Source organism: Kitasatospora sp. NPDC057936, assembly GCF_042887525.1.
Classification (GTDB): domain Bacteria; phylum Actinomycetota; class Actinomycetes; order Streptomycetales; family Streptomycetaceae; genus Kitasatospora.
Map to the genome: position 1 here is coordinate 212888 of NZ_JBHVPD010000002.1, position 24409 is coordinate 237296.

19 protein-coding genes and 1 pseudogene are annotated in these 24409 nt (G+C 72.7%); 7 read left to right on the plus strand and 13 right to left on the minus strand.

Annotated elements, in window-relative coordinates:
- Nucleotides 1–62 precede the first annotated feature (62 nt).
- Nucleotides 63–806 carry an alanyl-tRNA editing protein gene (locus ACFVU9_RS02105; RefSeq protein WP_380442898.1) on the plus strand — a complete coding sequence of 248 codons (744 nt, stop codon included), beginning with the start codon at nt 63–65 and terminating at the stop codon, nt 804–806.
- 432 nt (nt 807–1238) lie between these two features.
- On the opposite strand, the gene ACFVU9_RS02110 is transcribed toward ACFVU9_RS02105, so the two are convergent.
- Nucleotides 1239–2222, minus strand: a complete 984-nt coding sequence (locus ACFVU9_RS02110) for an aldo/keto reductase (protein ID WP_387588980.1) — start codon at nt 2220–2222, stop codon at nt 1239–1241.
- A gap of 55 nt (nt 2223–2277) precedes the next feature.
- Nucleotides 2278–3591: a cation:proton antiporter gene (locus ACFVU9_RS02115; RefSeq protein ID WP_387588982.1), complete on the minus strand. Its 1314-nt coding sequence runs from the start codon at nt 3589–3591 to the stop codon at nt 2278–2280.
- A 73-nt stretch (nt 3592–3664) separates the two neighbouring features.
- On the opposite strand from ACFVU9_RS02115, the gene ACFVU9_RS02120 reads away from it, so the two are divergent.
- The gene (locus ACFVU9_RS02120; protein WP_387588984.1) at nt 3665–4387 is read left to right on the plus strand and encodes a leucine-rich repeat domain-containing protein; all 723 of its coding nucleotides are present in this window, start codon (nt 3665–3667) and stop codon (nt 4385–4387) included.
- Between the two features lie 229 nt (nt 4388–4616).
- Nucleotides 4617–4940 (plus strand): annotated as a pseudogene (locus ACFVU9_RS02125) (hypothetical protein); the annotation flags it as partial.
- Nucleotides 4941–5649: 709 nt separating this feature from the next.
- On the opposite strand, the gene ACFVU9_RS02130 reads toward ACFVU9_RS02125, so the two are convergent.
- From ACFVU9_RS02130 to ACFVU9_RS02150, 5 genes are read right to left on the minus strand one after another with little or no spacing between them, the layout of a single operon-like run.
- Nucleotides 5650–6513, minus strand: coding sequence for an LLM class flavin-dependent oxidoreductase (locus tag ACFVU9_RS02130; RefSeq protein WP_387589019.1), 864 nt, complete (start codon nt 6511–6513; stop codon nt 5650–5652).
- 20 nt (nt 6514–6533) lie between these two features.
- Nucleotides 6534–7346, minus strand: a complete 813-nt coding sequence (locus ACFVU9_RS02135; RefSeq protein ID WP_387588986.1) for an ABC transporter permease — start codon at nt 7344–7346, stop codon at nt 6534–6536.
- 13 nt (nt 7347–7359) lie between these two features.
- Complete coding sequence (locus ACFVU9_RS02140) at nt 7360–8268, minus strand: ABC transporter permease (RefSeq protein WP_380442912.1); 909 nt, start codon at nt 8266–8268, stop codon at nt 7360–7362.
- 3 nt (nt 8269–8271) lie between these two features.
- Nucleotides 8272–9468, minus strand: coding sequence for an ABC transporter substrate-binding protein (locus ACFVU9_RS02145; protein ID WP_387588988.1), 1197 nt, complete (start codon nt 9466–9468; stop codon nt 8272–8274).
- A gap of 42 nt (nt 9469–9510) precedes the next feature.
- On the minus strand, nt 9511–10572 hold the full coding sequence (locus tag ACFVU9_RS02150) for an ABC transporter ATP-binding protein (protein WP_387588990.1): 1062 nt from the start codon (nt 10570–10572) through the stop codon (nt 9511–9513).
- A 182-nt stretch (nt 10573–10754) separates the two neighbouring features.
- Between ACFVU9_RS02150 and ACFVU9_RS02155 the strand changes: the two genes are divergently transcribed.
- The 4 genes from ACFVU9_RS02155 to ACFVU9_RS02170 all read left to right on the plus strand — a co-directional run bounded on the left by ACFVU9_RS02155 (nt 10755) and on the right by ACFVU9_RS02170 (nt 17116).
- Nucleotides 10755–12287 (plus strand): PucR family transcriptional regulator, encoded by a 1533-nt coding sequence (locus ACFVU9_RS02155; protein ID WP_387588992.1) that lies wholly within the window; start codon nt 10755–10757, stop codon nt 12285–12287.
- A gap of 121 nt (nt 12288–12408) precedes the next feature.
- Nucleotides 12409–12960, plus strand: a complete 552-nt coding sequence (locus ACFVU9_RS02160; protein WP_387588994.1) for a DUF3592 domain-containing protein — start codon at nt 12409–12411, stop codon at nt 12958–12960.
- 129 nt (nt 12961–13089) lie between these two features.
- The gene (locus tag ACFVU9_RS02165; protein WP_387588996.1) at nt 13090–14265 is read left to right on the plus strand and encodes an FHA domain-containing protein; all 1176 of its coding nucleotides are present in this window, start codon (nt 13090–13092) and stop codon (nt 14263–14265) included.
- Nucleotides 14266–14350: 85 nt separating this feature from the next.
- Nucleotides 14351–17116: a protein kinase gene (locus ACFVU9_RS02170; protein WP_387588997.1), complete on the plus strand. Its 2766-nt coding sequence runs from the start codon at nt 14351–14353 to the stop codon at nt 17114–17116.
- Nucleotides 17117–17254: 138 nt separating this feature from the next.
- Here ACFVU9_RS02170 and ACFVU9_RS02175 read toward each other — a convergent pair whose 3' ends face one another.
- The 6 genes from ACFVU9_RS02175 to ACFVU9_RS02200 all read right to left on the minus strand — a co-directional run.
- Nucleotides 17255–17884 (minus strand): DedA family protein, encoded by a 630-nt coding sequence (locus ACFVU9_RS02175; RefSeq protein ID WP_380500392.1) that lies wholly within the window; start codon nt 17882–17884, stop codon nt 17255–17257.
- Between the two features lie 96 nt (nt 17885–17980).
- On the minus strand, nt 17981–19171 hold the full coding sequence (locus ACFVU9_RS02180; RefSeq protein ID WP_387588999.1) for a hypothetical protein: 1191 nt from the start codon (nt 19169–19171) through the stop codon (nt 17981–17983).
- Nucleotides 19172–19270: 99 nt separating this feature from the next.
- Nucleotides 19271–21013, minus strand: coding sequence for a putative Ig domain-containing protein (locus tag ACFVU9_RS02185; protein ID WP_387589001.1), 1743 nt, complete (start codon nt 21011–21013; stop codon nt 19271–19273).
- Between the two features lie 190 nt (nt 21014–21203).
- Nucleotides 21204–22349 carry a low temperature requirement protein A gene (locus ACFVU9_RS02190; RefSeq protein WP_387589002.1) on the minus strand — a complete coding sequence of 382 codons (1146 nt, stop codon included), beginning with the start codon at nt 22347–22349 and terminating at the stop codon, nt 21204–21206.
- An 80-nt stretch (nt 22350–22429) separates the two neighbouring features.
- The gene (locus ACFVU9_RS02195; protein WP_387589004.1) at nt 22430–23521 is read right to left on the minus strand and encodes a glycoside hydrolase family 113; all 1092 of its coding nucleotides are present in this window, start codon (nt 23519–23521) and stop codon (nt 22430–22432) included.
- 30 nt (nt 23522–23551) lie between these two features.
- Nucleotides 23552–24409: DUF2334 domain-containing protein (locus tag ACFVU9_RS02200; protein WP_387589006.1), on the minus strand; the 858-nt coding region annotated here is incomplete at its 5' end.

The window sequence follows — 24409 nt, forward strand, 5'->3', positions numbered from 1 at the left end:
GTGTCACCGGAAAGGAGAAGGAGCCGGCGGGCCCGGTCGGGCGACCGCGGCTCCAACTGCCCATGGGAATCGACCACCACGGCCGCACGCACCGGCTGGACTGGGAAGACGTCACGCTGAGGGAATGGGACTGCACGGTCCTGTGGTCGGATCCGGCCGATCCCGAGGCCGGGATCGTCCTGGACCGCTCGGCCTTCTACCCCGGCGGCGGCGGCCAGCCGCCGGACCACGGCGTGCTGATCTGGCAGGGCGTGCAGACCTCGATCATCGGCACCCGCAAGGGCGACGACCTCTACCTGCTGCCGGCCCCGGGCGACCCCGTCCCGCCCGCGGGCACCACCGTCACCGGCGCCCTCGACGACCAGCGGCGCAGTTCCCTGATGCGCACCCACTCCGGGCTGCACGTCCTGTGCGGCACCGTCTTCCGGGACTTCGGCGCCCTGGTGACGGGCAACAACATGGAGCCGGGCGAGGCCCGGATGGACTTCAACCTGCCCGAGGTCCCGCCGGGCTTCAAGCAGGCCCTGGAGGACGCCGTCAACGCGGAGATCTCGGCCGACCGCAAGATCGTGGTCCGCACCCTGCCCAAGGCGGAGGCCGAGGCCATCCCGGACCTCGTGCGCACCCAGTTCAAGGCGCCCCCGGACGTGCCCGAGGTCCGCGTGGTCGACATCGTCGGCCTCGACGCCCAGGCCGACGGCGGCACCCACGTCGCCTCCACCGGCCAGATCGGCCGCATCACCGTCACCAAGGTGGAGAACAAGGGCCGTCAGAACCGGCGCGTCCGCATCCGCCTGGAGCCCTGAGACCGGGCGGTTCGGGCGCCCGCGCCGACGGCACTCGCAAGAAAGTTCCCCTTCGCCGAAACCTTCGCGCCTTGTCATGACTGAAACACCGTCAGGGCGGGCATAACGATGACAGCCACCGACGGCCTCGGCTGAAGCTCCCCCACGAGCCCAACCGAGGCCTGGCCGGCGACCGGGCCTGGACGTGACTCCCCCCACGGAGTGGCGACCAGGCCCGCATGGTGTTCAACCAGCGACACGCAGCGTACATGCCATATCAACGTAACGCTACTGTGCCGCCGGATCGAGTGCCGCCGGGCCCGCCGGGAGGCCCCCTTCGCGACGCCTTCGGTGCCCCTGACCTGCGCGGACCCTCTGCGGCGCAGCGGCTGTTAGAGGTGCCCGCCCGGACGCGGCCGGGCTGAGGCACTGCGGCCCCAGGGCGGGCCGGCGTCACCAGCGGTCGTGCACCTGGGGCCGGATCCGGCGGTCGTACAGCTCCCGCACAGCGTCCAGGGTGGCCTCCGGCAGCGGCGCCAGGTCGGCGGCGGCCGCGTTGGCCCGCGCCTGCGTCACGTTGCGGGCGCCCGGGATCACCGTCGTCACCCCCGGCTGCTGGGTGATCCAGCGGAGCGCCGTCTGCGCCGCCGTGGCACCCTCGGGCGCGAGTGCGGCGAATTCGGCCGCCGCCTCGACGCCGGTCGCGAAGTCCACCCCGGAGAAGGTCTCGCCCTGGTCGAAGGCCTCGCCGTGCCGGTTGTAGGTGCGGTGGTCGTCGGCGGCGAACACGGTCTGCCGGGTGTAGCGGCCGGAGAGCAGCCCGGAGGCCAGCGGCACCCGGGCCAGGATCCCCACCCCGGCGGCCTCGGCGGCCGGCAGCACCCGCTCCAGCGGCTTGAGCCGGAAGGCGTTCAGGATGATCTGCACGCTCGCGACACCCGGGCGTGCGATCGCCGTCAGCGCCTCCGCGCAGGTCTCCACGCTGACCCCGTACGCGGCGATCCGCTCCTCCGCCACCAGGGTGTCCAGGGCGTCGAACACCTCGTCCGCGGAGTACACGGGCGTCGGCGGGCAGTGCAGCTGCACCAGGTCGAGCCGCTCCACGCCCAGGTTGGCCCGTGAACGGTCCGCCCAGGCGCGGAAGTTGGCGAGGTGGTAGTGCTCGGGCCGCTGCTCGACCCGGCGACCGAACTTCGTGGCGACGAACACCCCGGCGTCCGGGCGGCCCTTGAGGTAGCGGCCGATCAACTGCTCGCTGCGGCCGTCGCCGTAGACGTCGGCGGTGTCGAAGAGGGTGACACCGGCCGCCACGGAGGCGTCCAACACGGCGAGGGCGTCCTCCTCGCGGACGTCCCCCCAGTCCGCGCCGAGCTGCCAGGTACCGAGTCCGACGATCGAGACGGGACGGCCGGTGCGGCCGAGTACGCGCTGTTCCATGACGCGAGCCTCTCACGCCGCACCGCACGGCACCCCGCGCCGCCCCGGCCGGCCGTCACTCCCTCGGCGCCCCCGCCCCTTCGTGTCCCGCCCCCTCGTGCCCCGCCCCCTCGTGTCCCGGGGCCGCGGCGGTCGCGACCGGCTCGGCGGACCGGCCGTTCAGGAGCCGTGCGATGGCCACCGACCCGGCGCCGTGGATCAGGATGCTGCCGAGCACCGTGAGCGTCATGGTGTCCAGGGCGGTGACGGCGAGCGGCCCCTCCGGGAGGCCGTTGAAGGCGAGCAGGCCGAACACGATGGACGTCGTGCCGCGCGGACCGAGCGCGCCGACCATGAGCCGTTCGCGCCAGCTGAACTTCGAGCCGAGGAACGCGAGCAGGACCGGCACGATCCGCACCACGGTGAGCGCGGCGACGGCGACCACGACGATCGACCAGTCGACGCCCTCGCTCACCGTCAGCACCACGGCGTTGCCGAAGAAGAACCACATGCCCATCGTCATGATCGAGTTGGTGTCCTCGATCAGCTGGAAGTCCGAGGCGTCGGGAGCCGAGGCGCCGTGCCGGCGGACCGGCGCCTGCCGGATGAACCGGAAGGCGATGCCGCACACGAACGCGGCCACGAAGCCGTTCCCGTCCACCGACACCGTCACCGTGTACGCGATCAGCGGCGAGACGAGCACCATGATCCGCCGCGACTGCGCCGTCATCCAGCGCGCGCCGTCGGCCCGGTTCATCAGCCACGCGATCAGCGCCCCCAGCAGGAAGCCCGCCAGGACGGCCTTCACCGCCGCCGGCACGGTCGTGCCCAGCGCCTCCGCGGGCGTGCGCGCTTCGGAGTGCGTCCCGGCCAGGATCAGCGCGAACAGGAACAGCGGCGACACGATGCCGTCGTTGTAGCCGCTCTCCACGTTCAGCACGCCGCGCACCCGCGCCGGGATCCGCGGATCGCGCACGAGGGTCTCGGCCGGGGCGAAGTCGGTCGGGACGATGATGCACGCGATGAGCAGCAGCACCGCCCACGGCATGGCGGGCAGCAACAGCCACCCGAGCAGCACCATCAGACCGAGGCTCAGCGGCATCGCCACCAGCAGCGCCCGCACCGCCGACACGGGGTCGTTGCCGAACAGCCGCCCACCCGGCAGCTCGGTAGCATCGACGAACAGCAGGACGGCCAGGATCACCTCGGCCACGTGCTGCGCGACCTCGGAGTCCATCGTCGCCGCGAGGTGACTGTGCGTGAACACCCCGGTGAGGACCCCCGCCAGCACCAGCACCAGCGGAGCCCGCACGTGCCACTGTTCCAACCGCCCGGCGACCAGCGACCATGCCGCCACCACGCTGGTGATCACGATTAGTACAAAGATCATCGTCGAGAGGGTACCCCACCAAGGTGTCGACACAGCCCGACCACCGCCCGTGCCCATCCGTATCGTGTACGCCATGGCGAACGAGGCAGATTCGAGGACGTCCGGCAGCGCATTCCCCCGTCACACCTGCACGTGCTTCGAACAGTCCCGGGCGACCAATCGGCGCCGCGTGCGCTTCCACGACGACCGGCAGGACACGTCGTCGCCGGCCTGGCAGCACCTGCTGACGCTGATCGAGGAAGCGGCCGCCGACGGACGCGAGGTCTTCCGGCCGCTGGCCGACATGAGTCCGGAGCAACGGCGGCAGATCATCACCCTGCCGCCCACGATCGCGAAGCTCACCGCGGTCAGGCATTTCGACCTCTACGGCAGCAACCTGGTCCGCATCCCCCCGGAGATCGGCGCCATGACCGGCCTGGAGGAGTTCACCCCGTACACGTCGTACCGACTGCACTGGTTCCCGTACGAGCTGACCAGGTGCCCGAACCTGAAGCGGAGCACCGTGAGCACGCGCGCCTTGTACGGGAACGAGAAGTTCCGCCCACCGTTCCCCCCGCTCCGGTCCGGCGGCGAGGGGGCGGGCAGCACGTGCAGCGTGTGCGCACGGCCGTTGGACGGCATCGGGATCCACCGTGCATGGATCTCCCTGCGGGTCGCCACCGACGTGCTCCCGCTCCTGGTCGACGCCTGCTCCGAAGCCTGCGTCCAGGCTCTTCCCACACCTCCGGACGGCTACGTCCGAACCCCCCACCCGGGCGGCCCCGGGATCGACCAACCCACGGCCGACTACGCCTGACCCCCACCGCGGAGCGACGACCCGCGCGGCTGTTCGCAGGACTGCCATCGGGCTGTTACGGGTGTCCATTGACCTGCTGGAACGGGCTCGCCACCATCGGGGCATGACCTTCGCGAGCTGTCGCCGTCCCCGGTAGTCACCCCACAGGCCGTTGCGGAACCTCGACCGGACCGAGGACCGCCATGACGCTCGCACTCGTCGCCGACCCCGCCCCGCCGTCCGCCGCCGACAAGCCGGACGCGGCCACCGCACGTTCGCCGGGACCGCCGAACAGGTCGCCGACACGATCGAGGAGTGGTTCCGCCACGGCGCGGCGGACGGATTCAACATCATGCCCGCCGTCCTGCCGTCGGGCCTGGAGGTGTTCGCCCGGCGGGTGGTCCCGATCCTGCGCGAGCGCGGCCTCTTCCGCACCGAGTACACCGGCACCACCCTGCGCGACCACTACGGCCTGCCCCGTCCGGCCGGCCGCTCCGGCACCGCCGCGAGTCGAGCTGCGAAAATCCCGGCCCCGGGGCGTCGCCGCCCTCGGTCATGTACGTTTGAACACTGATGACTGACTGTTCATCAGATAGCCGATCCCATGACTGGCGCAGGGGCGTGACGTGGCTTCTCCTTCTTCCGACCCATGGTTGAAGCAGCACACCGTTCAGATTGCCGCGGCGATCATCGCGGCCATGGGGGCGATCGCAGTGGCCTTCATCAGCGGCGCCTTCTCGCACCCTTCCTCGGCCTCGCAATCCCCCGGATCACCCGTCGGAGTCTCGGTTCCGACTCCCACGCCGACCCCGGAACCAGCGTCGAGCCGGCCCCCGTCTTCTCCTGCTCCGGCAACTGCGCCGGCATCCGCCACACCAGGTGCCGAAGCAGGAGAAGGCGGCGCGGACAGCTGGATCGCACAGCTCTACTCCGAACCGGTCTCCACGGGCATCGCCACTCGGGACCAGCGGCTGGCACAGGTCAGGGCCGACGTACCGACGGCCCAGGTCCTGCGGAGCGACGACTTCGCCTCACTGCGCCCCGGGTACTGGGTCGTCTACGACCCGGGTCCCTTCAGCGACGGTTCCGCGGCTCTAGCCTTCTGCGCAACACACGGCCGCGTGGGCCAGGACCGATGCATCGGCCGCTTCCTGAGCCATCACGCCGAGGACTTGCCGTACCAGTGCTTTCCGCCGGCCGCCAACCCGTCCGGCTACTGCAGGCACGGTTGACGATGCAGGGGACGGTCTCATGCGCGGCCCGAGCCGGCGGCGGGCGGGTCGTCAGAGCACCGGCGGGCCGGCCTCGATGCGGCGCAGGACCGGGGTGAGGCGGTCGAGGTCGGGGCCGGTCTGGAGTCGGCGTTCGTCCCACCAGGTGGCGCCGGCGTCGCGCAGGGGGCCGATCAGGTCCCTGGCCCTGGCCGCGTCCGGGGGTGTGGCTCCGCCGAGCACGAACTCGAACGGGCGGTCGGGCTCGGCCGTGCGCTGCTCGCGGACGTAGCCGATCAGGTCCCGCACCTCGGCCGCGTCCGGCACGTGGCCGTGCCGGGCGCGTTCGAAGAGCGGGACCGCGCCGTCGAAGCGGGCCGCGCGGCGCATGGGTGGGCGGCGCGGCCAGAAGCCGCCGATCCAGACCGGCGGGCCGGGCCGCTGCACGGTGGCGGGCAGCAACGTCACGTCGCGGGCCTCGTAGTGCGTGCCCCGGTGGTCCACCGGGGTGCCGGACCAGAAGCGCCGCAGCAGGTCCAGGCCTTCGTCGAGCCGCTCGGCCAGGACGCGCGGGTCGGCGGTGTCGCCGAAGCTGCGGTACTCGTCGTCCACCGGGCCGCCCAGGCCCGCGGCGAAGACGACCCGCCCGCCGCTGAGGTGGTCCAGGGTGGCCACCTGGCGGGCGAGTTGCTGCGGGCGGTAGCGCGGGACCGGTGTCAGCAGGGTGCCGAGCCGGATCCGGGTGGTCGCCAGCGCGGCCGCGGTCAGCAGCATCCAGGGGTCGCCGAACGGCCGTCCCTGGTGGTGCCGGTGCAGGACGTGGTCCCAGACGAACAGCCCGTCCCAGCCCGTGTCCTCGGCGGCCACGGCCACGGTCGCGACGTTGCGGGGATCGGCGAAGTCGCCGAAGTTGGGGATGTTGACGGAGAAGCGCATCCCCGTGCGTTCCGACGGGATCACGACCGGCCTCCAGGGGTGTCGGCGGAAAGGCGTTGGGCGAGGTACACCGGGACGACCGAGAGCAGGACCAGGACCGCGGCGACGACGTTGACGACGGGCGCCTGGTTGGGCCGGGCCAGGTTGGCGTAGATCCACACGGGGAGCGTCTGGACGCCGGGGCCGGCCGTGAAGGTGGTCACCACGATCTCGTCGAAGGAGAGCGCGAACGCCAGCAGCGCGCCCGCCAGCAGGGCGGACCGCACGGCGGGAAAGGTCACGTAGCGGAAGGTCTGGAAGGTGTGCGCGCCGAGGTCGGCGGAGGCCTCCTCGGCCGAGGGCGACATCCGGCGCAGCCTGGCGACGACGTTGTTGAACACGGCGACGATGCAGAAGGTCGCGTGCCCGATGACGACGGTGAGCAGCCCGAAGCCGATGCCCGCCGGGCCGAGGACCGTGCGGAAGGCGGCGTTGAGGGCGATGCCGGTGACGATGCCGGGCAGGGCGATCGGCAGGATCACGAGGAACGACACCGTCTGCCGGCCGAAGAAGCGGTGGCGCTGGACGGCGAAGGCGGTCATGGTGCCGAGGACGAGCGCGACCAGCGTCGCCCCGGCGCCCGCCTGCACGGAGGTGACGAGCGCGGTGCGGGCGCCGTCGGACTGCCAGGCCCGGACCCACCACTCGGTGGTGAGTCCGGTCGGCGGCCAGGCGAAGGAGCGGTCCTTGTTGAGCGAGTTGACCAGGACCAGGAGCAGCGGCAGGTATACGACGGCGAGGCCGGCGGTCATGGCCGTGCGCAGCGCGATCCGGGCGCGGCGGGAGAGGTTCACTGGTGTTCGCCCCCTACAGCGAGTCCAGGGCGCCGGTGCGGCGCACGGCGAGCAGGTAGCCGACGATCATCACCACGGGCACGCAGGACAGCGCGGCGGCGAGCGGCAGGTCGAGGGTCACGTTGTCGGCGATCGCGGTGCCGAGCATCTGCGTCTTCCCGCCGACGATCCGCACGGCGATGTAGTCGCCGAGGCTCAGCGAGAAGGTGAAGACGGAGCCGGCGAACACCGAGGGCAGGACCTGCGGCAGCACCACCGAGCGGAACGTCCGCCCGGCGGAGGCGCCGAGGTCGGCGGAGGCGTCGAGGAGGTTGGCCGGCAGGTTCTCCAGCCCCGCGTAGACCGGCAGGATCATGTACGGCAGCCACAGGTACGCGAGGACGACGACGACCGCCGCCGTGCCGTACCCGGGGCTGGACAGCCCGAGCGGCGCGCCGAGCCAGTCCAGCACGCCGCCCTGGCCGAGGATGACCCGCCAGGCGTACGCCTTGACGAGGTAGCTGGCCCACAGCGGGGTCAGGACGGCGACCACCAGGAGCTTGCGGGTGCGCGGGCGGGCGATCCGGGCCATGTAGAAGGCCATCGGGAACGCCACCACGGCGTCGATCACCGTGACGGCGGCGGCGATGCCGAGCGTGCGCAGGGCGATCGCCCGGTAGACCGGCTCGGTGAGGACGGTGGTGAAGTTGGCGGTGTTCCAGGTCCGGACGACGTCGGAGGTGAAGTCGTCGACCGTCCAGAAGGCGGAGAGGAGCAGGACGGCGAGCGAGCCCAGGTAGGCGAGCACCAGCCAGGCCATCGGCGCCGCCAGCAGCAGCGCGAGCCGCAGGCCGGCGTGCCGGTGGAGGACGGACGCCGCCCGGCGCAGGCCGCCGCGCCGCCCGGGTCGGGCCAGGGGCGGGGCGGCCACGTCGGTCGTCACCGGTCAGCCCTTGATCTCGGTCCAGGCGGCGGTCCAGGCGGCGTAGTCGGTGCAGGGGGTGCTGCGGCCGTCCAGGCAGTTCTTGACCGGGGTGGTCCAGTAGTAGACGTTCTTCCAGTACGGCTCGTCGGTGGCGTGGAAGGTCGTGCAGAAGTTCTTGTCCGCGGTCTGGTCGCAGGCCTTGGCGTTGGCCGGGGCCTCGCCGAACCATTCGGCGACCTGGGCGTTGGCCTTCGGCGAGACGATCCAGTTCATCCACTGGTAGGCGCAGTTGGGGTGCGCGGCCTTCGCCGACACCATCCAGGTGTCCGACCAGCCGGTCGCGCCCTCCTTCGGCAGCACCGCCTGGACCGGGGCCTTGTCGGCCTGCGCCAGGTTGGCGATCACCTGCCAGGTGGTGCCGACGACGGTGTCGCCGGTCTTGAAGGAGTTCTCCGCCTTCTGGTAGTCGCTCCAGTACTCGCCGACGGACTTGTGCTGGGCCTTCAACAGGTCGACGGCCGCCTTGAGTTGGGCCTGGTCGAGGGCGTAGGGGTTCTTGATGCCGAGTTCGGGCCTGGTCTTCATCAGGTAGAGCGCGGCGTCGGCGATGTAGATCGCGGAGTCGTACGCGGTCACGTGGCCCGCGTACGACGAGGCGCCGTCGAAGACGACGCTCCACGAGTCCGGCGCCGGCGAAACCTTGTCGGTGCGGTACATCAGCAGGTTGGCGCCGCGGCCGTGCGGGATGCCGTACATCTGGCCGCCCACCGAGTTCCACGGCTGGTTCTTGAGTCCCTCGAAGATGTCCGCGTAGTTCGGGACGAGGCTCGTGTTGACGGGGGCGACGTCGCCGGAGGCGATCAGGCGCAGCGTCGCGTCGCCGGAGGCCGAGACGGCGTCGTACTGGCCCGTCTTCATCAGCGAGACCATCTCGTCGGAGGTGCCGGCGGTCTTCGTGCTGACCTTGCAGCCGGTCTGCTGCTCGAAGGGGTGGACCCAGTCGACGTTCTTGTCGTCCGAACCGTCCTCGGCGTAGCCGGCCCAGGCGACGAGGTTGACCTGGCCCTCGCCGGCGCCCAGGGACTGGAGCATCGGGAGCTTCGGCGGGTTCGGGCCGTGGGCGCCGGTCGTCGCGGTGTTGCTGCTGCAGCCCGCGAGCAGGAGGACCGCGGCGGTCGCCGCGGTCGTCGCGGTGCGGGCGATCGAGGGGATGCGCATGGGATGTCTCCGATCTTCAGGGGAGAGGAACTGCGGGGTGGACTACCGGCCGACGCGCACGGTGTGCTTCCGCTGCCAGGCCAGCACGACGTCCGTGCCCCGGTGGCGGACGACGTCGGCCGAGCCCTCGTCGAGGTTCTGCCGGACGGCGGTCAGCCGCCCGCCCGCCTCCAGGTCGACCAGGAACCGGGTGTGGCCGCCCGCGTAGACGACCTCGGCCACCCGCCCGGTCGCCGACAGCTCGTCCGGCCCGGCGGGATCGTCCGGGTGCGCTATCCGGATCTTCTCCGGCCGGATGCTGAACGGCCCCGCCTCGCCCACGACCTGCTCGGCCGCCGCGCCGTCCAGCAGGTTGGAGATGCCGACGAAGCCCGCGACGAAGGCGGTGGCCGGGTGCTCGTACACCTCGGCGGGCGAGCCGACCTGCTCGATCCGCCCCGCGTTGAACACCGCGACGCGGTCGCTCATCGTGAGGGCCTCGTCCTGGTCGTGGGTGACGAACACGAAGGTGATCCCGACCTCGCGCTGGATCCGCTTGAGCTCCGCCTGCATCTCGTGCCGCAGCTTCAGGTCCAGCGCGCCGAGCGGCTCGTCGAGCAGCAGCACCTTCGGCCGGTTCACCAGCGCCCTGGCGAGCGCCACCCGCTGGCGCTGGCCGCCCGAGAGCCGGGCCGGGCGGCGCCGCTCGAAGCCGTCGAGCCGGACCATCGCGAGCGCCGCGCGCACCCGCCGCGCCCGTTCGGCCTTGGGCACCCGGCGGACCATCAGTCCGTAGCCGACGTTCTGCTCGACCGTCATGTGCGGGAAGAGGGCGTAGTCCTGGAACACCGTGTTGACGTCCCGGTCGAACGGGGCGAGTCCGGTGACGTCCGCCCCGCCCAGCAGGACCCGGCCGGCGGTCGGCGACTCGAAGCCCGCGATCATGCGCAGCACCGTGGTCTTCCCGGAGCCCGACGGGCCGAGCATCGCGAAGAACTCGCCCTCGCCGATCTCCAGATCCACGCCGTCGACCGCGCGGACCTGGCCGTCGAAGCTCTTGGCGAGCGCTTCGAGCCGGACCGCCGCGGGCGGCGGGGCCGGTCGGGGCGCGTGGTCGTCGCTCATCAAGTCCTGTGGCCTTCCTGGTCGGTGTCCCGTCGTCGCTGCCGTGCGGGTGGCGTGCGGGTGGGTGTCATGCAACGGACGAACGGCTCGGCGCTCGGAAACCTAGGGGGATTCCCCCGATCCGGCTATGGACGCCCGCACGGTCTTCCGCCGCCGAGTTGTGCGGCGCTACAGTCCGGCGCATGTCGGTGACCCTGCGCGAACTGCTTCGGGAAGAGGCCCTCGGCCTGCGGCTGTGCACCGGCCCGGCCGGGGCCGAACGCGTCGTGCGCTGGGTCGCGGTGACCGAACTCGCCGATCCCACGCCGTGGATGACGGGCGGCGAGCTGCTCCTCACCACGGGCCTGCGGCAGCGGACCGCCGCCGCCCAGACCGCCTTCGTCCAGCGGGTGGCCGCCGCCGGCGCGTCGGCGGTCGGCTTCGGCACCGGGCTGAGCCACCCGACCGTCCCGCGGGCGACGGTGGCCGAGGCCGGGCGGCTGGGCCTGGCCGTCCTGGAAGTCCCGTACGAGACGCCGTTCATCGCGGTGAACCGCCTGGTCGCCGAGCGGATCGCGGCCGAGGACCACAGCGCGCAGCGGCGGCTCGTCGACCAGCACGACCTGCTGGTCCAGGCGCTGCTGGGCGGCGAGGGCCTCGGCGCGCTGCTGCGGGTGCTGCGGCGGGCGTGCGGGTCCGAGGTCGCCGTGCTCGACCGGCACGGGACGGTCCTCGCCGCCGCCCCCGAGCGGTCCGACGCACTGATCGAGGAGGTCCGGGCGGCCGGGCCGGACCTCGCGGAGTCGCCGGGTGGCCCGGTCCGGCTGCCGGTCCAGGTCGACGGGATGCTCGCGGCGTTCCTCTGCCTGCGGTCGGCCGGCGACGCCGCGGACGTGCTGCCGTACGCGGTGCGGCTGGTCGGCCTGGAACTGGCCCGCCGGCAGGCCCACCTGGCCGGGCGGCGGGAACTGGCCGGCCAGGTCGTCGAGGACATCGTCCGGGACGTGATCGCCCCGGCCGCCGCCGAGCGCAGGCTCGCCGCCTTCGGGCTCGCCGCCAAGACCGCCCACCGGGTCGTCCTGGGCAGCCTCGGACCGGACGGCGGAGGGCCCGCGGCCGACCGACGGCTCGCCCGGCTGCCCTGGCTCACGTCACCGGCGTCGGGGCACCCCGACTCCCCCGAACCCGTGCTCACCGCCGTCGTCGACCGGTACCTGGTCGCGGTGGTCCCGCAGTCCGCCCCCGTCGACCCCCTCGCCCGGCGCTTCGGCACCGCCCTCTCCGGCCTCGACACCCGCGCCTCCGTCGGGATCGGCGGCTGCTACCGGGGCGTCGACGGCCTGCGCTGGAGCTGGTTCGAGGCCCAGGCCGCCCTCACCCGCGGCCCCGGCATCCACACCGGCGACCCGCTCAACCTGCCGCGCCTGCTGCTCTCCAGCCCCGATCTGCCGCTCAAGCAGCTCGCCACCGAGGTGCTGCGCCCGCTCACCCGCTTCGACGAGGCCAACCAGGCCGACCTCGTCACGACCCTGCACGCCTACCTGGCCGCCGACTGCTCGGTCCAGGCGGTCGCCGACCGCCTGTACGTCCACCGCAACACCGTCCGCTACCGCCTGGACCGGATCGAACGCCTCACCGGCCGCTCCCTCCAGTCCATGCAGGACCGCTTCCAGCTCTGGCTCGCCCTCCTCGCCGCCTTCCCCGACCGCGAGCCGGCGAACTCCCGGCCCGACTGACCGGCTCCGGCTGACCGGCTTCGGCCGACCGGCTCCGCCGGGCGGGAACCGGATGGCGCCCGACGTCCGTCCTGGACACCGGAGTTCATGCGTTCGACTGGCATCCACGGGGGGATGGAGAGTGTCGGAGAGCGGCAATTTCATCGGAGTGTTCTTCGTCATCGTCGGACTGGTGCTCGCCGGGGCGGGCCTGGCGTCGGCGATCGGCGTGGCCGGCGGGGCCAACCGGCGGGCGCGGATCCTGCAGGACGGAGTGCCGGCCGAGGGGCGGTGCCTGGAGACCTACGTGACGGTCGAGCGGCGGGTGGGCTCGGACCTGTCCGACCCGGGCCGCCACGTGCGGCACACGATCATCGGGTTCCGCACCGCGGACGGCCGCGACATCCGCATCGAGGAGACGTCGGGCGTACCGCGCGTCGTCGGTGACCACGTGCCGGTGCGCTACCTGCCCCTCGAACCGCACGTGGCGATGGCGGTCGACCGCAGCCCGGCCGGACAGGCGGCGGCCTCCGGCGCGAAGGTAGCGATGGGAGTGGTGTTCATGGTCGTCGGGCTGTTCGTCGTCGTCGTCGGCATCGGCATCGCGTCGGGCGGTTTCGACTCGGGACCGCCGCACGTCCCCGGCTTCCCCGCGCCGCAGCAGCCCGGCCCCGGGGGTTACGACTTTCCGTAGAGCCGGCGGGTCGCGCAACCGCACGGCAGGGGTGACACCCGGCGGGATCGACCAACTGCCCCTTGCCGCGCGCCCGATCCGGCTAGCCTCGTACCACCGGTCGGGGCGCGGGAGCGTGCGGGAGTGGAAGTGGCCAGTGATCAGCCGCAGTTCCGGCGGATGGAACGTCATCTGCGCGGCGGCGCCGAGGACGTCGACTACCTGATCGACCTGTCGAACGTCGTGCGGGAGACCGCGCTCGGCGGGGAGGCGCCCCGGGCGCTCGGGCGGCTGCGCCTGGTCCTGCGCGCCCTGCGGGAGTTCACCGGCGACGACCGGGTCACCGTCCACGCGATCGCCGACGACAGCCTGATGCGGCCGGAGTCCGACGGGCAGTACCCGCACCCGGACGAGCCGCGCCTGCTGCGCGAGTGGCGGGACCGGGGGCTGATCGCCTCGGTCGGCACCGCCGACCTCGACCTGCTCGAACAGGCCGACGAGTACCGCATCAGGGTCGTCAGTGGCGACAACTTCATCGGGCACCGGGCGGAGCACCGGTGGATCCAGGGCAACCGCGACCGCTTCCTCAAGCCGGTGCGCCCGCACGGCGGCCCGGTCCGGCTCGTCCTGCGCGACATGCGGGTCTACTCCGACCGGGAGATCTCCCGCGAGGGCGAGAAGGACCGGCTGCGGGGCGACGGGATGCTCTTCGAGGGCCGGCCGCGGCGCAAGGTGCTGGAGCGCTCCTGGCGCTGCCCCCTGCCGGGCTGCCACCCCGCCCCGGCCTTCCGGCGCCGGCGGGTGGTCTGCCGCACGCACGGCACGCTGCTCACCGACAGCGGGCCGCGCCGTCCCCGCGTCCAGCTGAAGGTCATGGTGGACGGGCAGTGCCGGGCCTGGCACAACCTGGTGCAGGACGAAAGCGTGGAGTTCGTCCTCGGCCGGGCCAACCTCGACCGCATCGAGCCGTGCCACCTCGCCGAAGAGCGCCGCAAGCCGATCAGCCGCGAGCACTTGGTCCTGGCCTCCCGCCGGGGCGCCCTCCAGGTGCTCGACACCAGCCTGGCGGGCTGCGCGATCCGCACCGCCCGGCCCGGCGCACCGCCCACCGCCTGGACGGACCTGCCGCGCCTGCGGGAGGAGTCGCCGCAGCGCCCGCGGGAAGCCCTGTTCCGCCCCTTCGGCCCGGACGACGAGATCCTGATCGCCCCCGGCGTCGTCCTGTGCCGCAGCGGCCAGCAGTGGCCCGGGGAACGCCCCGAGGCGGTGCAGGCCAAGGCGCCCCGGCGCTCGCCCACGGCGGACGAGCCCACCCGGCCGGGCTGAGCCGGAGCGGACGGGCGGACCCGGAGCGGACGGCGGACCCGGCCCAGGCCGGCGGAACAGTCAAAGAGGCGACGAGGAAGAAGAGTTGGAACACCTCTGGAACACCGATCCGGAGCGGATCGGCCCGTACCGGCTGTACGGCAGACTCGGTGAGGGCGGCTACGGCACGGTCTACTACGCCCGCCGGATCGAGCCGGGCGACTGGGCGGGGCGCGAGGTCGCGCTCAAGGTGATCCGGCCGGACCGCCTGGCGAGCGACCAGCGCACCTACCGCGAACGCTTCGTCCGGGAGGTGCGGGCGGCCCGCGCGGTCGGCGGCCGGCACACGGCCAGGGTCGTCGACGCCGACACCACCGCCGACGAGCCCTGGTTCGCCACCCGGTACATGCGCGGCATCGACCTCCGGTCGGCGCTCCGCGCCTGCGGCGGCCCGCTGAAGGGGCGCACCTGGCAGGTCCTCGCGGTCGGGCTGGTCGACGCGCTGACCCGGATCCACGCCGTCGGCCTGGTCCACCGGGACCTCAACCTCTCGAACGTCCTGCTGGACAGCCACGGCCCCTGCGTCATCGACTTCGGCATCGCCCGCGACCTCACCCGCACCGACGGGACCGCCCTCACCGGGGCGGGCAACCCCGGCACCCGTGCGTTCTCCTCGCCCGAGCAGCTGAGGAACCGGCCGGTGGAACGGCCGGGAGACGTGTTCTCCCTCGGGCTGGTCCTCGCCTACGCGGCGCTCGACCGCCATCCGTTCGGAGCCGGCTCCGAATCGGAGATCACGGCCGGCATCCTCGCCGGCCGGCCCCGGCTGGACGGCCTCCCGACGGCGGTCGCCAAGGTGGTCCGCCCGTGCCTGGAACCCCTCCCGCAGAACCGGCCGACCACGGACCGGCTCGCCACCCTGCTGCCGGCCACCGAACCGGACGTCCCCGGCTGGCTGCCCTCCGCCGTGCTGGCCGCCATCGTCGACCGCTGGCAGGTCGCGAACGAGCTGCGCGAGCCGCTGCGCCGCCGGCCCGCGACCGCGGGTCCGCGGCAATCGCTGACGGTGCCGCCGACCGCGCCCGGCCTCTCCCCCACCGCCGACGACTGGAACCGCGAGGACCACGACCTCGCGGCGTCGCCGACGGGCGGCGGACAGCGGCAGGGGACGACGCAGCCGCCGACGGCGGCGAAGCAACCGGCCGCGACGCGGCCCGCTGTGAAGCAACCGGCGGCGAAGGGGCCTGCGTCGAAGGGGACTGCGGCGAAGCAACCCACGGGAAACCAAGCCGCGGCGAAGCAACCCGCGGCCGCCCAAGCCGCGGCGCCGAAGGAGAAGCCCGCCAAGCCGTACGCCGGCGAGCCCGGGGCCAAGTGGCGGGCCGCCGCCGAGGCCGGGAACGCCAACGCGATGCGCCAGGTCGCGCTGGCCGTGCGGGCGACCGGCGATCTGCAGGCCACCCTCTACTGGCTGCTGCTGGCCGCCGGGGCGGGCAACACGACCGCCGCCCGCGAGGCGGCGCAGCTGATCGAACGGTACTTCCCGCACCGCGGGCCCGAGGCCGTCACGCTGTACCGGTCGGCAGCGCGGGCCGGCGAGTCCCAGTCCATGATGCGCCTCGGCACGCTGGCGGAGGCAGAACCGGGCGGCGCCGGACGGGCCGAGGCGCTGGTCTGGTTCGAGCGCGCCACGGCCAAGGGCTCCAACCAACAGGCCACCGACGCCGTGGCCCGGCTCAGGAGCACCCGGCCCAAGACCGGCGTCTCCTGGCGCGAGCGCGCGCTCCTGACCGCCTACCAGGACGCACCACCGGGCAACGAGGGCGCCACGGCGTTCGACCTCGCGAGCTGGTACCACAAGGAGACGCGCGTCCCCGAGGCGCTGCACTGGTACCTGAAGGCCGCCCGGGCCGACCACGCGCACGGCATGCTGCTGGCCGCGGAGCTCCTCGAACAGACCGGCCGGGCCGAGCAGGCGATCACCTGGTATCGGCGCGCCGCCGAGAAGCGCCACCCTGCGGCCGGCAAGGAAGTGGAACGGCTGCGCACGGGGCTGGAGCGCGCCCCCGGGCCCTCGGGCGCGGCGGCAAAGGCGCCTGCCAAGGCACCGGTGCAGGCACCCGCGAAGAAGCCCACGAAGAAGGCCGCCGCCACCAAGACGTCCGCGCCGGCCAAAGCACCCGCAAAAGCGCCCGCCAAGGCGTCGGCGAAGGCGCCCGCGAAGGTGCAGATCCCCTCCACGTCGCTCTCCGCCCGGGAGCAGGCGCAGTTCCACGAGCTCAACGGCCATCCGGCACACGCACTCACCTGCTTCCTGGCGGCCGAGCAGCAGGGTGACCCCACCGCACCTCGCGAGGTCGCCCGCCTCTCACTGACACTGCACGAGACCGCCACCACGAGCGAGGAGCGCAAGCGGCTCAGAAGGGCGGCCGTCAAGCGCTACCGCGCCCTGGCCGAGGCCGGCGACCGCGCCGCCGCGTCGATCATGGCCACCCTCGACCCCGCCCGCACCCGCCACTGGCTGGAACAGGCGGCCGCGGCGAACGACGCCGGGGCGATGCGGAAGCTGGCCCGCCTCCACCTGGAGTCGGACACCGCCCAGGACCACCGGATCGCGCTCGACTGGCTCCACCGCGCCGGCGAGGCCGGCAACCTGGGGGCGATCCTGGACGGCGCCCGGGCCCTGGAGCGCAACGGCTCGTACCGGGCGGCCATCGAGTGGTACGGCTGGGCCGACGAACGCGGCCACCCCGGCGCGGCCGAGCAGGCCGCCCGGATCGAGGCCGAGCACCCCTTCACAGCGGCGCTGCGCCTCTTCTCGAAGCGGACCTGGCTCCGACAGCGGGACGACCGCACGGGTCGGAACACCTAGAACAACAGCTCCGGAACCCGGAGGAATCAGCGCTGCCAGAGGAACGCGGCCCCACCGCACTCGCGGCACGTCGGCCACACGAACCCGTCCGGTGCGAGCGGGATTCCGCCGGTGCGCCCCCAGGAGCGGGGGCAGGCCTCAGGACTTCTCCTCGCGGCGCCGCGCACGGCGCCTGCGGAGGTGCCACGCGACGATGGCGATGACGACGAGGGCGGCCAGCGCGATCGCCGCGACGCGGCCCGCGACGCCCTCGACCCGGCGGTAGGCAGCGCCGGCGAAGTAGCCGAGGAGGGTGCAGCCGACGCCCCAGGCGATGCCGCCGACGGCGTTGTAGAACAGGAAGCGGCGGTAGGGCATGCGGGAGGTGCCCGCCAGTGCGGGCACCATCGTGCGGAGGAAGGCGATGAACCGGCCGAAGAAGACGGCGGCCGAACCGCGTCGGCTCATGAAGTCCCGCGCCCTGTCGATCCGTTCCTCGTGTCGGCGCAGCGCGCGCGTGTGCAGGAGGGACGGCCCGAAGCGGCGGCCGATCTCGTAGCCGACGGAGTCGCCGAGGATGGCGGCGCCGACGACGGCGACCGTGATCCACGCGAGCGAGACCTTGCCCTGGTGGGCGAGGAGACCGCCGAGGATGGCGGAGGTCTCACCGGGGACGACGAAGCCGACGAATCCCACGAAGATCGCGTCCTCGGCGAAGACCAGCGTCGCGACGACGGCGTACACCACCGGTCCGGACAGTCCGCGCAGCCAGTCGGTGATCACGTTCATCGGCGCACCCCGCTCGGGATCACCCTCCCATGATCCCGCCGGAACGCCCCGACCGCCCACGACCACCCCGGGTGACCACCCGGTGACCACCGGTCCTCAGCGCGTCGGGCGCCTGCCCTTGCGGTGGTCCTGCTTCGGGAGGATCTGCCCGAGCATCGTCGGCCCCGAGGGTTCGCTGCGCGCAGGCGCCTTCGGGAGCGGCGTCTCGCCCTCGAAGACGAAGGTCCGGCCGCTGATCTCGACCCACACGGACTCGTGCAGCAGCAGCCGCTGCCCGCGCCGCAGCTGCCACGTCCGCCCGGGCCGGACCTCGCGCTCCGTGCCGTCGGCCGAGCGGACCCGGCAGCCGTTGGTGCTCGTGTCGTGCGCCTCCAGGACGCCGTCGTGGCAGGCCAGCCGGACGTGCGAGCGGCTGACGAGGTGGGTGGCCGCGCCGGTGAGCCACGGGCCGATCAGGACGGTCCGCTGCCCCTTGCGGGCCACCGGGTCGCGTCCGACGACGACGTCGTGGCCGGTCACGACCACGACGCGCGTCTGCACCTCGTCGTTCACGTGGATCTTGACCTCGACCTGGCTCGGGCGCGGCCCGCGGTCGATCAGCGGCAGCCGGTGCGTCGGGCAGACCGCCCGGCCGCGGTCGTGCCGCGGCAGCGCCTGGCCCGCGCCCGTCCGGCGCCCGCCCTCGAAGAGCCGGCAGCCGCGCTCCGGGCAGCGCCAGAGCCGTTCGAGGAACTCGCGGCGCGGGCCGCTGCCGGTGCGCCGGTCGAGCATCCCGGCGGAGAGCAGCAGGCGTTCCTCCTCCTTGCGCGTGATCTGCCAGTCCTCCGGCACCGGCATGACCCGCCGGACGATCCCGACCCGGCCGCCGGGCAGGGGGACAGGCTTCACGAAGCGGTCGCGGTTGCCGGAGATCCACGGGTAGCGGCGGTGGAACTCGACGAAGCCGTCGTCGCTCACGACCGAGACGCCGGAGAGGTCGGCGATCTCTATCAGCCGGTCGTCCGCGACCGTTCGCGGCTCCATCAGACCGGCCTCGACCCAGTCGTGCAGCTGCGCCCGCTCGGCCCGGGTGAGGTAGGAGTCGGTGAGCAGCGAGTCGTCGACGACGGCGTAGATCTGCAGGGTGTGGTCGCCCACGTGGGAGGCCAGCGCGCGGCAGAGTGCGGTGAGCCGCGACAGGTCGGCCTTCCGGGCGCTCAGGAGGGCGTCGTCGCGGACGACGTTGGAGACGTCGACGACGAAGTCGGCCGAGGCCGGGTCCAGCGTCAGGAATTGCTCCGCAGACATGGGCCGAGGCTAGCAGTGGCGGTGTTGGGCCGCCGTCAATGTCGCGGACTCTCATGCCGGTTGCCCTCCTTCTCATGAAGGAGGGCAACCGGGGCCGGATCACGCCACGTTGACGGCGGTGTCGTCGAGGACGAAGGAGGTCTGCTTGGTGTAGTCCTCCGAGCCGCTGAACTTGAGGGTCACGCTCTGCCCGGCGTACGCGGACAGGTCGAGGGTGTGCTGCTGGTAGCCGGCGGCCGCGTTGACGTTCGAGTAGGTCGCCAGGGTGGTGCCGTTCGCGGTCACCGTCAGCTTGTCGAAGGCGGTGGTGCTGCTCGCGGCGGTGTCGATGTGCAGCCAGAAGCTGAGGTTGTAGGTGCTGCAGCCGGCCGGGAGGGTCACGGTCTGGGCGAGGGTGTCCGTGTTGGTGGTGCCGTACCCGTCGAGCCAGGCGTCGTAGGTGCCGGAGTGCGGCGGCTCGCTGGAGCTGCTGTTGATGGTGCTGGTGCCGCTGGTGTTGGTCTCGGTCCAGCCGGCCGTCGAACCGGCCTCGAAGCCCGGGTTGGCGAGCAGTTGGGCGGCGGTGCAGCCGCTGCCGCCGCCGGCGGGCTGGACGGTCCAGGTGAAGGTGACGGAGGAGGACGGGCCGGTGGAGTCGGTCGCGGTGGCCGTCACGGAGTAGCTGCCGGCGGTGGTGGGCGTGCCGCTGATCAGGCCGGTCGTGGCGTTGACGCCCAGGCCGGCGGGCAGACCGGAGGCGGCGTAGGTCAGGGTGCCGCCGGCCGTGTCGGTGGCGGACAGCTGGACGCTGGTGGCCGTCCCCGCGGTAGCGGTGCGGGCACCGGGGTTGGTGAGGGTGACGCTGCCGGTGGTGCTGCCGCTGCCGGTGCCGGCGAGCCAGGCGGTGGCGTTCAGGCCGAGCGCGGCATCGGTGCCCGCCGGGTCGTTCCAGCCGTTGTAGACGGTCTTGCCGGGCTCGCCGGTGCCGTCGTCGATGGCGGAGCTGTCGCCCCAGATGGCGACGCGGCCCTTGCCGAAGCTGCTGGTGGCGAAGAACGCGCCGGTGGTGCCGGAGTAGCCGGTGCGGTAGACGATGCCCTTGACGGAGGGGTTGTCGGCGGGCTTGAGGGTGAAGGTGGTGCCGTTGCGGATGATGCTGCCGGTGACGGTGCCGAAGGGGCCGTGCAGGACGGGGTCGGCGGCGTCGCTGATCGCCCGCGGGTTGTCGGTCTGGATGTTGAGCAGGTCGACCGAGAGCCCGAACGGGTCGTTGCTGTTGACCGAGTTGGTGGTCATCAGGTCGTTCAGGATGGCCGGGGAGTCCCAGCCGTCGTTGTTGCGGTCGCTGCCGGTGTGGTCCGAGATGAGGAAGAGCCCGCCGCCGTTCTGGACGAAGGTCATGACGGCGGTCTTCTCGGAGTCGCTGAGCCGGATGTTCGGCTCGGGCAGGACGAACTCGTCGAAGTTGGCGAGGTCCAGTGCGCCGCCGGTGCCGTAGGTGATGGTGGAGCCGCTCGGCAGCGTCTTGAGGCTGTACTGGCCGGTCTTCTGGAGGGCCACGCCCCAGGCGGAGATGGCGCCGGTCCAGTCGGTCTCCGACTGCGGGTTGGCGTTCTCGGCGAGCGGGTCCGGCTGGCTGGTGCTGATGATCCAGTCCGCGTTGCCGGCGGTCTCCGCCTTGCTGTTGTCGAACAGGACGCGGTGCTGCGCGGTCGCGGCGGGGGCCGCGGCCGGGGCGGTCGTGGCGTTCGCCGTGGTCGTCGCCGCGGCGGCCCGGTGGGGGACGGTGCTCGATCCGGCGAGGACGGTCAGGACGACCGCCCCCAGGGCGAGGGGGCGGATGGTGTCGAGGCGTCTGAGCATGGGTCAAGTCCTCCGTGCAGTGGGGGTACAGGGGGGCGGTGCTACGCGCGTAGGCGCGCCGGACACCGTTCCATGATGGAGTAAGCGGCGCTTGAACGGAACGCGACGAATCAACGTTCCGCACCGCCTCCACATCCCCATAAACGGAATACGAGCAGTCAGTTCGCGACACCGTGACGATGACGGCCGGTCAGCCCCGTCGGGCGGCGCTGCGGTGGCGGGCGAGTTTGGCGAGGGCGAACACCACCAGGGCCGCGCAGGCGACCGCAGCCCAGGCGGGGAGGAACACCGAGGCGGGTGCCAGGCCGGCCAGGGTGAGGAGCAGGGCGGGCAGGTACCAGCCGAGGACGGTCCGCGGGCCGTCGCCGTAGCGCAGCGAGATGGCGGCGTTGGCGGTGTAGAAGGCGAGGACGCCGCCGCACAACGCCCAGCGGGCGCCCACCGGCAGGTGGTGCGTGGGAGCGGCCACGGCGGTGCCGAGGGCGGCGGCGATGACGGTCACGCCGGAGACCAGGACGAACGGGAGGTACATCACCGTGTCGCGGATGGCCCGGTCGGACCGTTCGGCCTGGACGTGGGCGAGTCCGCGCGCCGCCTCCGTCGTGCCCCAGACGAAGAAGACCATCGCGAGTTCGGCGACCACGACGAAGGCGAGCAGCGCCGTCGCCCCCGACGCCCGGGTGAAGTGGGCGGACAGGGTGACGCCGATGGTGTAGACGCTCTCGCCGAGCACGATGACGACGAACAGGCTGATCCGCTCGACGAGGTGCTCGACCGACAGCCGGGCGTAGAACTCGGCGCTGATCCCGGCGCGCACCGACAGCAGCACGACCTCCAGCACCGTCGCCGCGCCCCAGAGGACGAACCTGCCCGGCCCCGGCACGACGGCGGAGACGGCCCAGAGCACCGCGGGCAGGAGGCAGTAGAGGACGGGCCGCCAGACCGGCAGCGGGCTCCCGGGCCGCCGCGCCCGGTCGAGCCAGATCGCGAAGAACCCCAGCCGGACCCACGCGGCGCCCAGCGCGTACGCCCACGCCCGCGATCCGAGCCCTTCCGGCGCCGCCGCGGCCATCAGCCCGAGCGCGGGCATCGTCCCGAGGAGCAGGGCCTGGCCGCGGGGGCGGTCCGAGCCGACCACGTTGATCGTCACCGTGAGGTTCGCCCACGCCCACCAGGCCGGGAAGAACAGCACGAGGAACGTGCCGAACTCCTTCGCCCCGGGGTCGCCGTGCAGCCCCTGGGCGAGGACGCTCACCACGACCACGAACACCAGGTCGAAGAACAGCTCGAACCAGCCGGCCCGCTGTTCCTGTGGCGTCTCCTCGTGCTCCTGCATGCGACCACTCTGCCCGCCCGGCGCCGCCCCGCCCCCGCGGCGCTCCGGCCGCGCCCCTGCGCCCTACCCGCGCGACGGCGTCACCCCGCCTGCGTCCACCACTTCTTCAGGACGTCCTCCGCGGGCTTCCCGTGGGGCGTGTACGCGAGCTTCTTCTTCGTCTCGCCGCTGTCGGGCCAGTCGTCCCACATCCACCAGCAGACGCCGGCCCACCAGGGCTTGCCGTCGAAGGTGGCGAGCAACGCCTCGTAGGCGGCGGCCTGTTCGGCGTCGCCGTCGCGCTTGCTGACGGTCCAGGAGTAGGGGGCCGTCGTCGTGCCGCGCTGGCTGACGTAGCCGGCCTCGGTGAAGAGGATCTTCCGCTGCCGGCTCTGGGAGAACGCGGCGAGCTCGTCGGCGATGGGCTGCCACGCCTGGCGCAGCTGGGCCGGGTCGGTCGTCGCCTTGTCGGTCAGCGGCCAGTAGGCGTCGATGCCGATGACGTCGAGGTCCTTCCAGAAGGGGACCTTCTTGTACTCGTCGTAGTTGGCGGCGTACGTCAGCGGGCCCTTGAAGCGGTCGCGGACGGCGGCGATGACGCTGCTCCAGTGCGCGCCGTCCTGGGAGGTGCCGGCGAGTTCGGTGCCGACGGAGAGCTGGTCGACGCCGTTGTCGGTGGCGAGTTGGGCGTAGTGGGTGATGAGGCCCTGGTAGGCGGTGAACCAGGCGTCCGGGTCGGACGGCCTGATCTCGGCGCGATCGCCGCCCTTGGTCAGGTCGACGTGGGGCTTGATCATCGTCTTGAGGCCCGCGTCGTGGGCGAGGCGGATGATGTTGCGCAGGCTGTCGTCGGCGGCGGTCTCGTCGGTGGTGCGCATGGCCGAGTCGGTGACCCGGTCCTGGTACCAGGTCGGGGTGAAGGTCACCCACCGGGTGCCGGTGGCGGCGATCTGCTGGATGTAGGTCGCGGCCTGCGGGCTGTCGTAGTCGTCGGTGTTCCACGAGGGGAGCGTCATGCCGCGCATCTCGCTCGTCTTCCCGTCGTCGGGTCGGCCGGTCGGTGGTGCACCGGCCGAGGAGGGGCTGGGCTTGGGCTTGTCCTCGTCGTCGCCGGACTCCGCGGAGCATCCGGCGGCGACGAAGAGGACGGCCAGCACCGCGAGGGCGGCGGCCGACCTCTTCACCGGGTTCACTGCTGAGAGCTCCTCACCTGTTCGGGCCGCTCAGTTGGCCAGGTCCATCGGGCCGACGAAGGTGTAGCCGAGGGCCCTGATGCCGTCGATCGTCTGCTGGAGCGGCGCCACGGGGTAGTACGGGTGGTAGAAGAAGCTGGCCACCCCGTCGCGGACGGCGAGGTTGGCCCTGGCCGAGTTGATCAGGTCGGCCGGGAGCCGTGCCGGGTGGTTGTTGACGGGCACGGGCTCGTAGTTGCCGATGTCCTCGGGGAGCACGGTCGTACCGTAGACGTCCTTGACCGCGTACGGGAAGAACTGCCCGATGTAGCGGCCGGGGTTCACGGGCGCGCCGCTCAGCGTTCCGGCGAAGTACAGCGGACGCTCCAGCCGGGCCGTGTAGTTCTGGCCGAAGACCCGGTAGTCGGCGGCCGAGGCGGCGTAGTGCGGGGTGGTCCAGAGGGCGGGCCTGGGCAGGCCGGCCGCGGCGAAGCCGGCGAGGGCCGCGGTCACCCGGGACTGGGCCCAGGCGGTGGAGTCCTCGGCGGGCGGCCCGTCGTAGACGACGTTGTTGGCGGCGTCGACGTGCGAGCGGAAGAACTCGAAGTCGTCGGCCGTGACGCCGGTGTAGGGGTTGTTGACGTTGCTGTACTGGTGCGTGTAGCCGTGGTTCATGAGGACGGCGCCGTGCGCGAGCATGTACTGGAGCGCGGCGACGACGTCCGGGGCCTGGGCCAGGGTGATGGTCTGGGGCGTCCCGTTGTTGTACACGCCCCGGGGGTCGGTGTAGACGGGGATGACGTTGATCCCGTAGGGGATGTTCTGCGAGGCCAGGTAGTCGGCCATGGTGCGCAGTTCGGTCGGGTCCGACCCCGGGCTGATGTCCTCCAGGCGCACGAACGCGCGGTG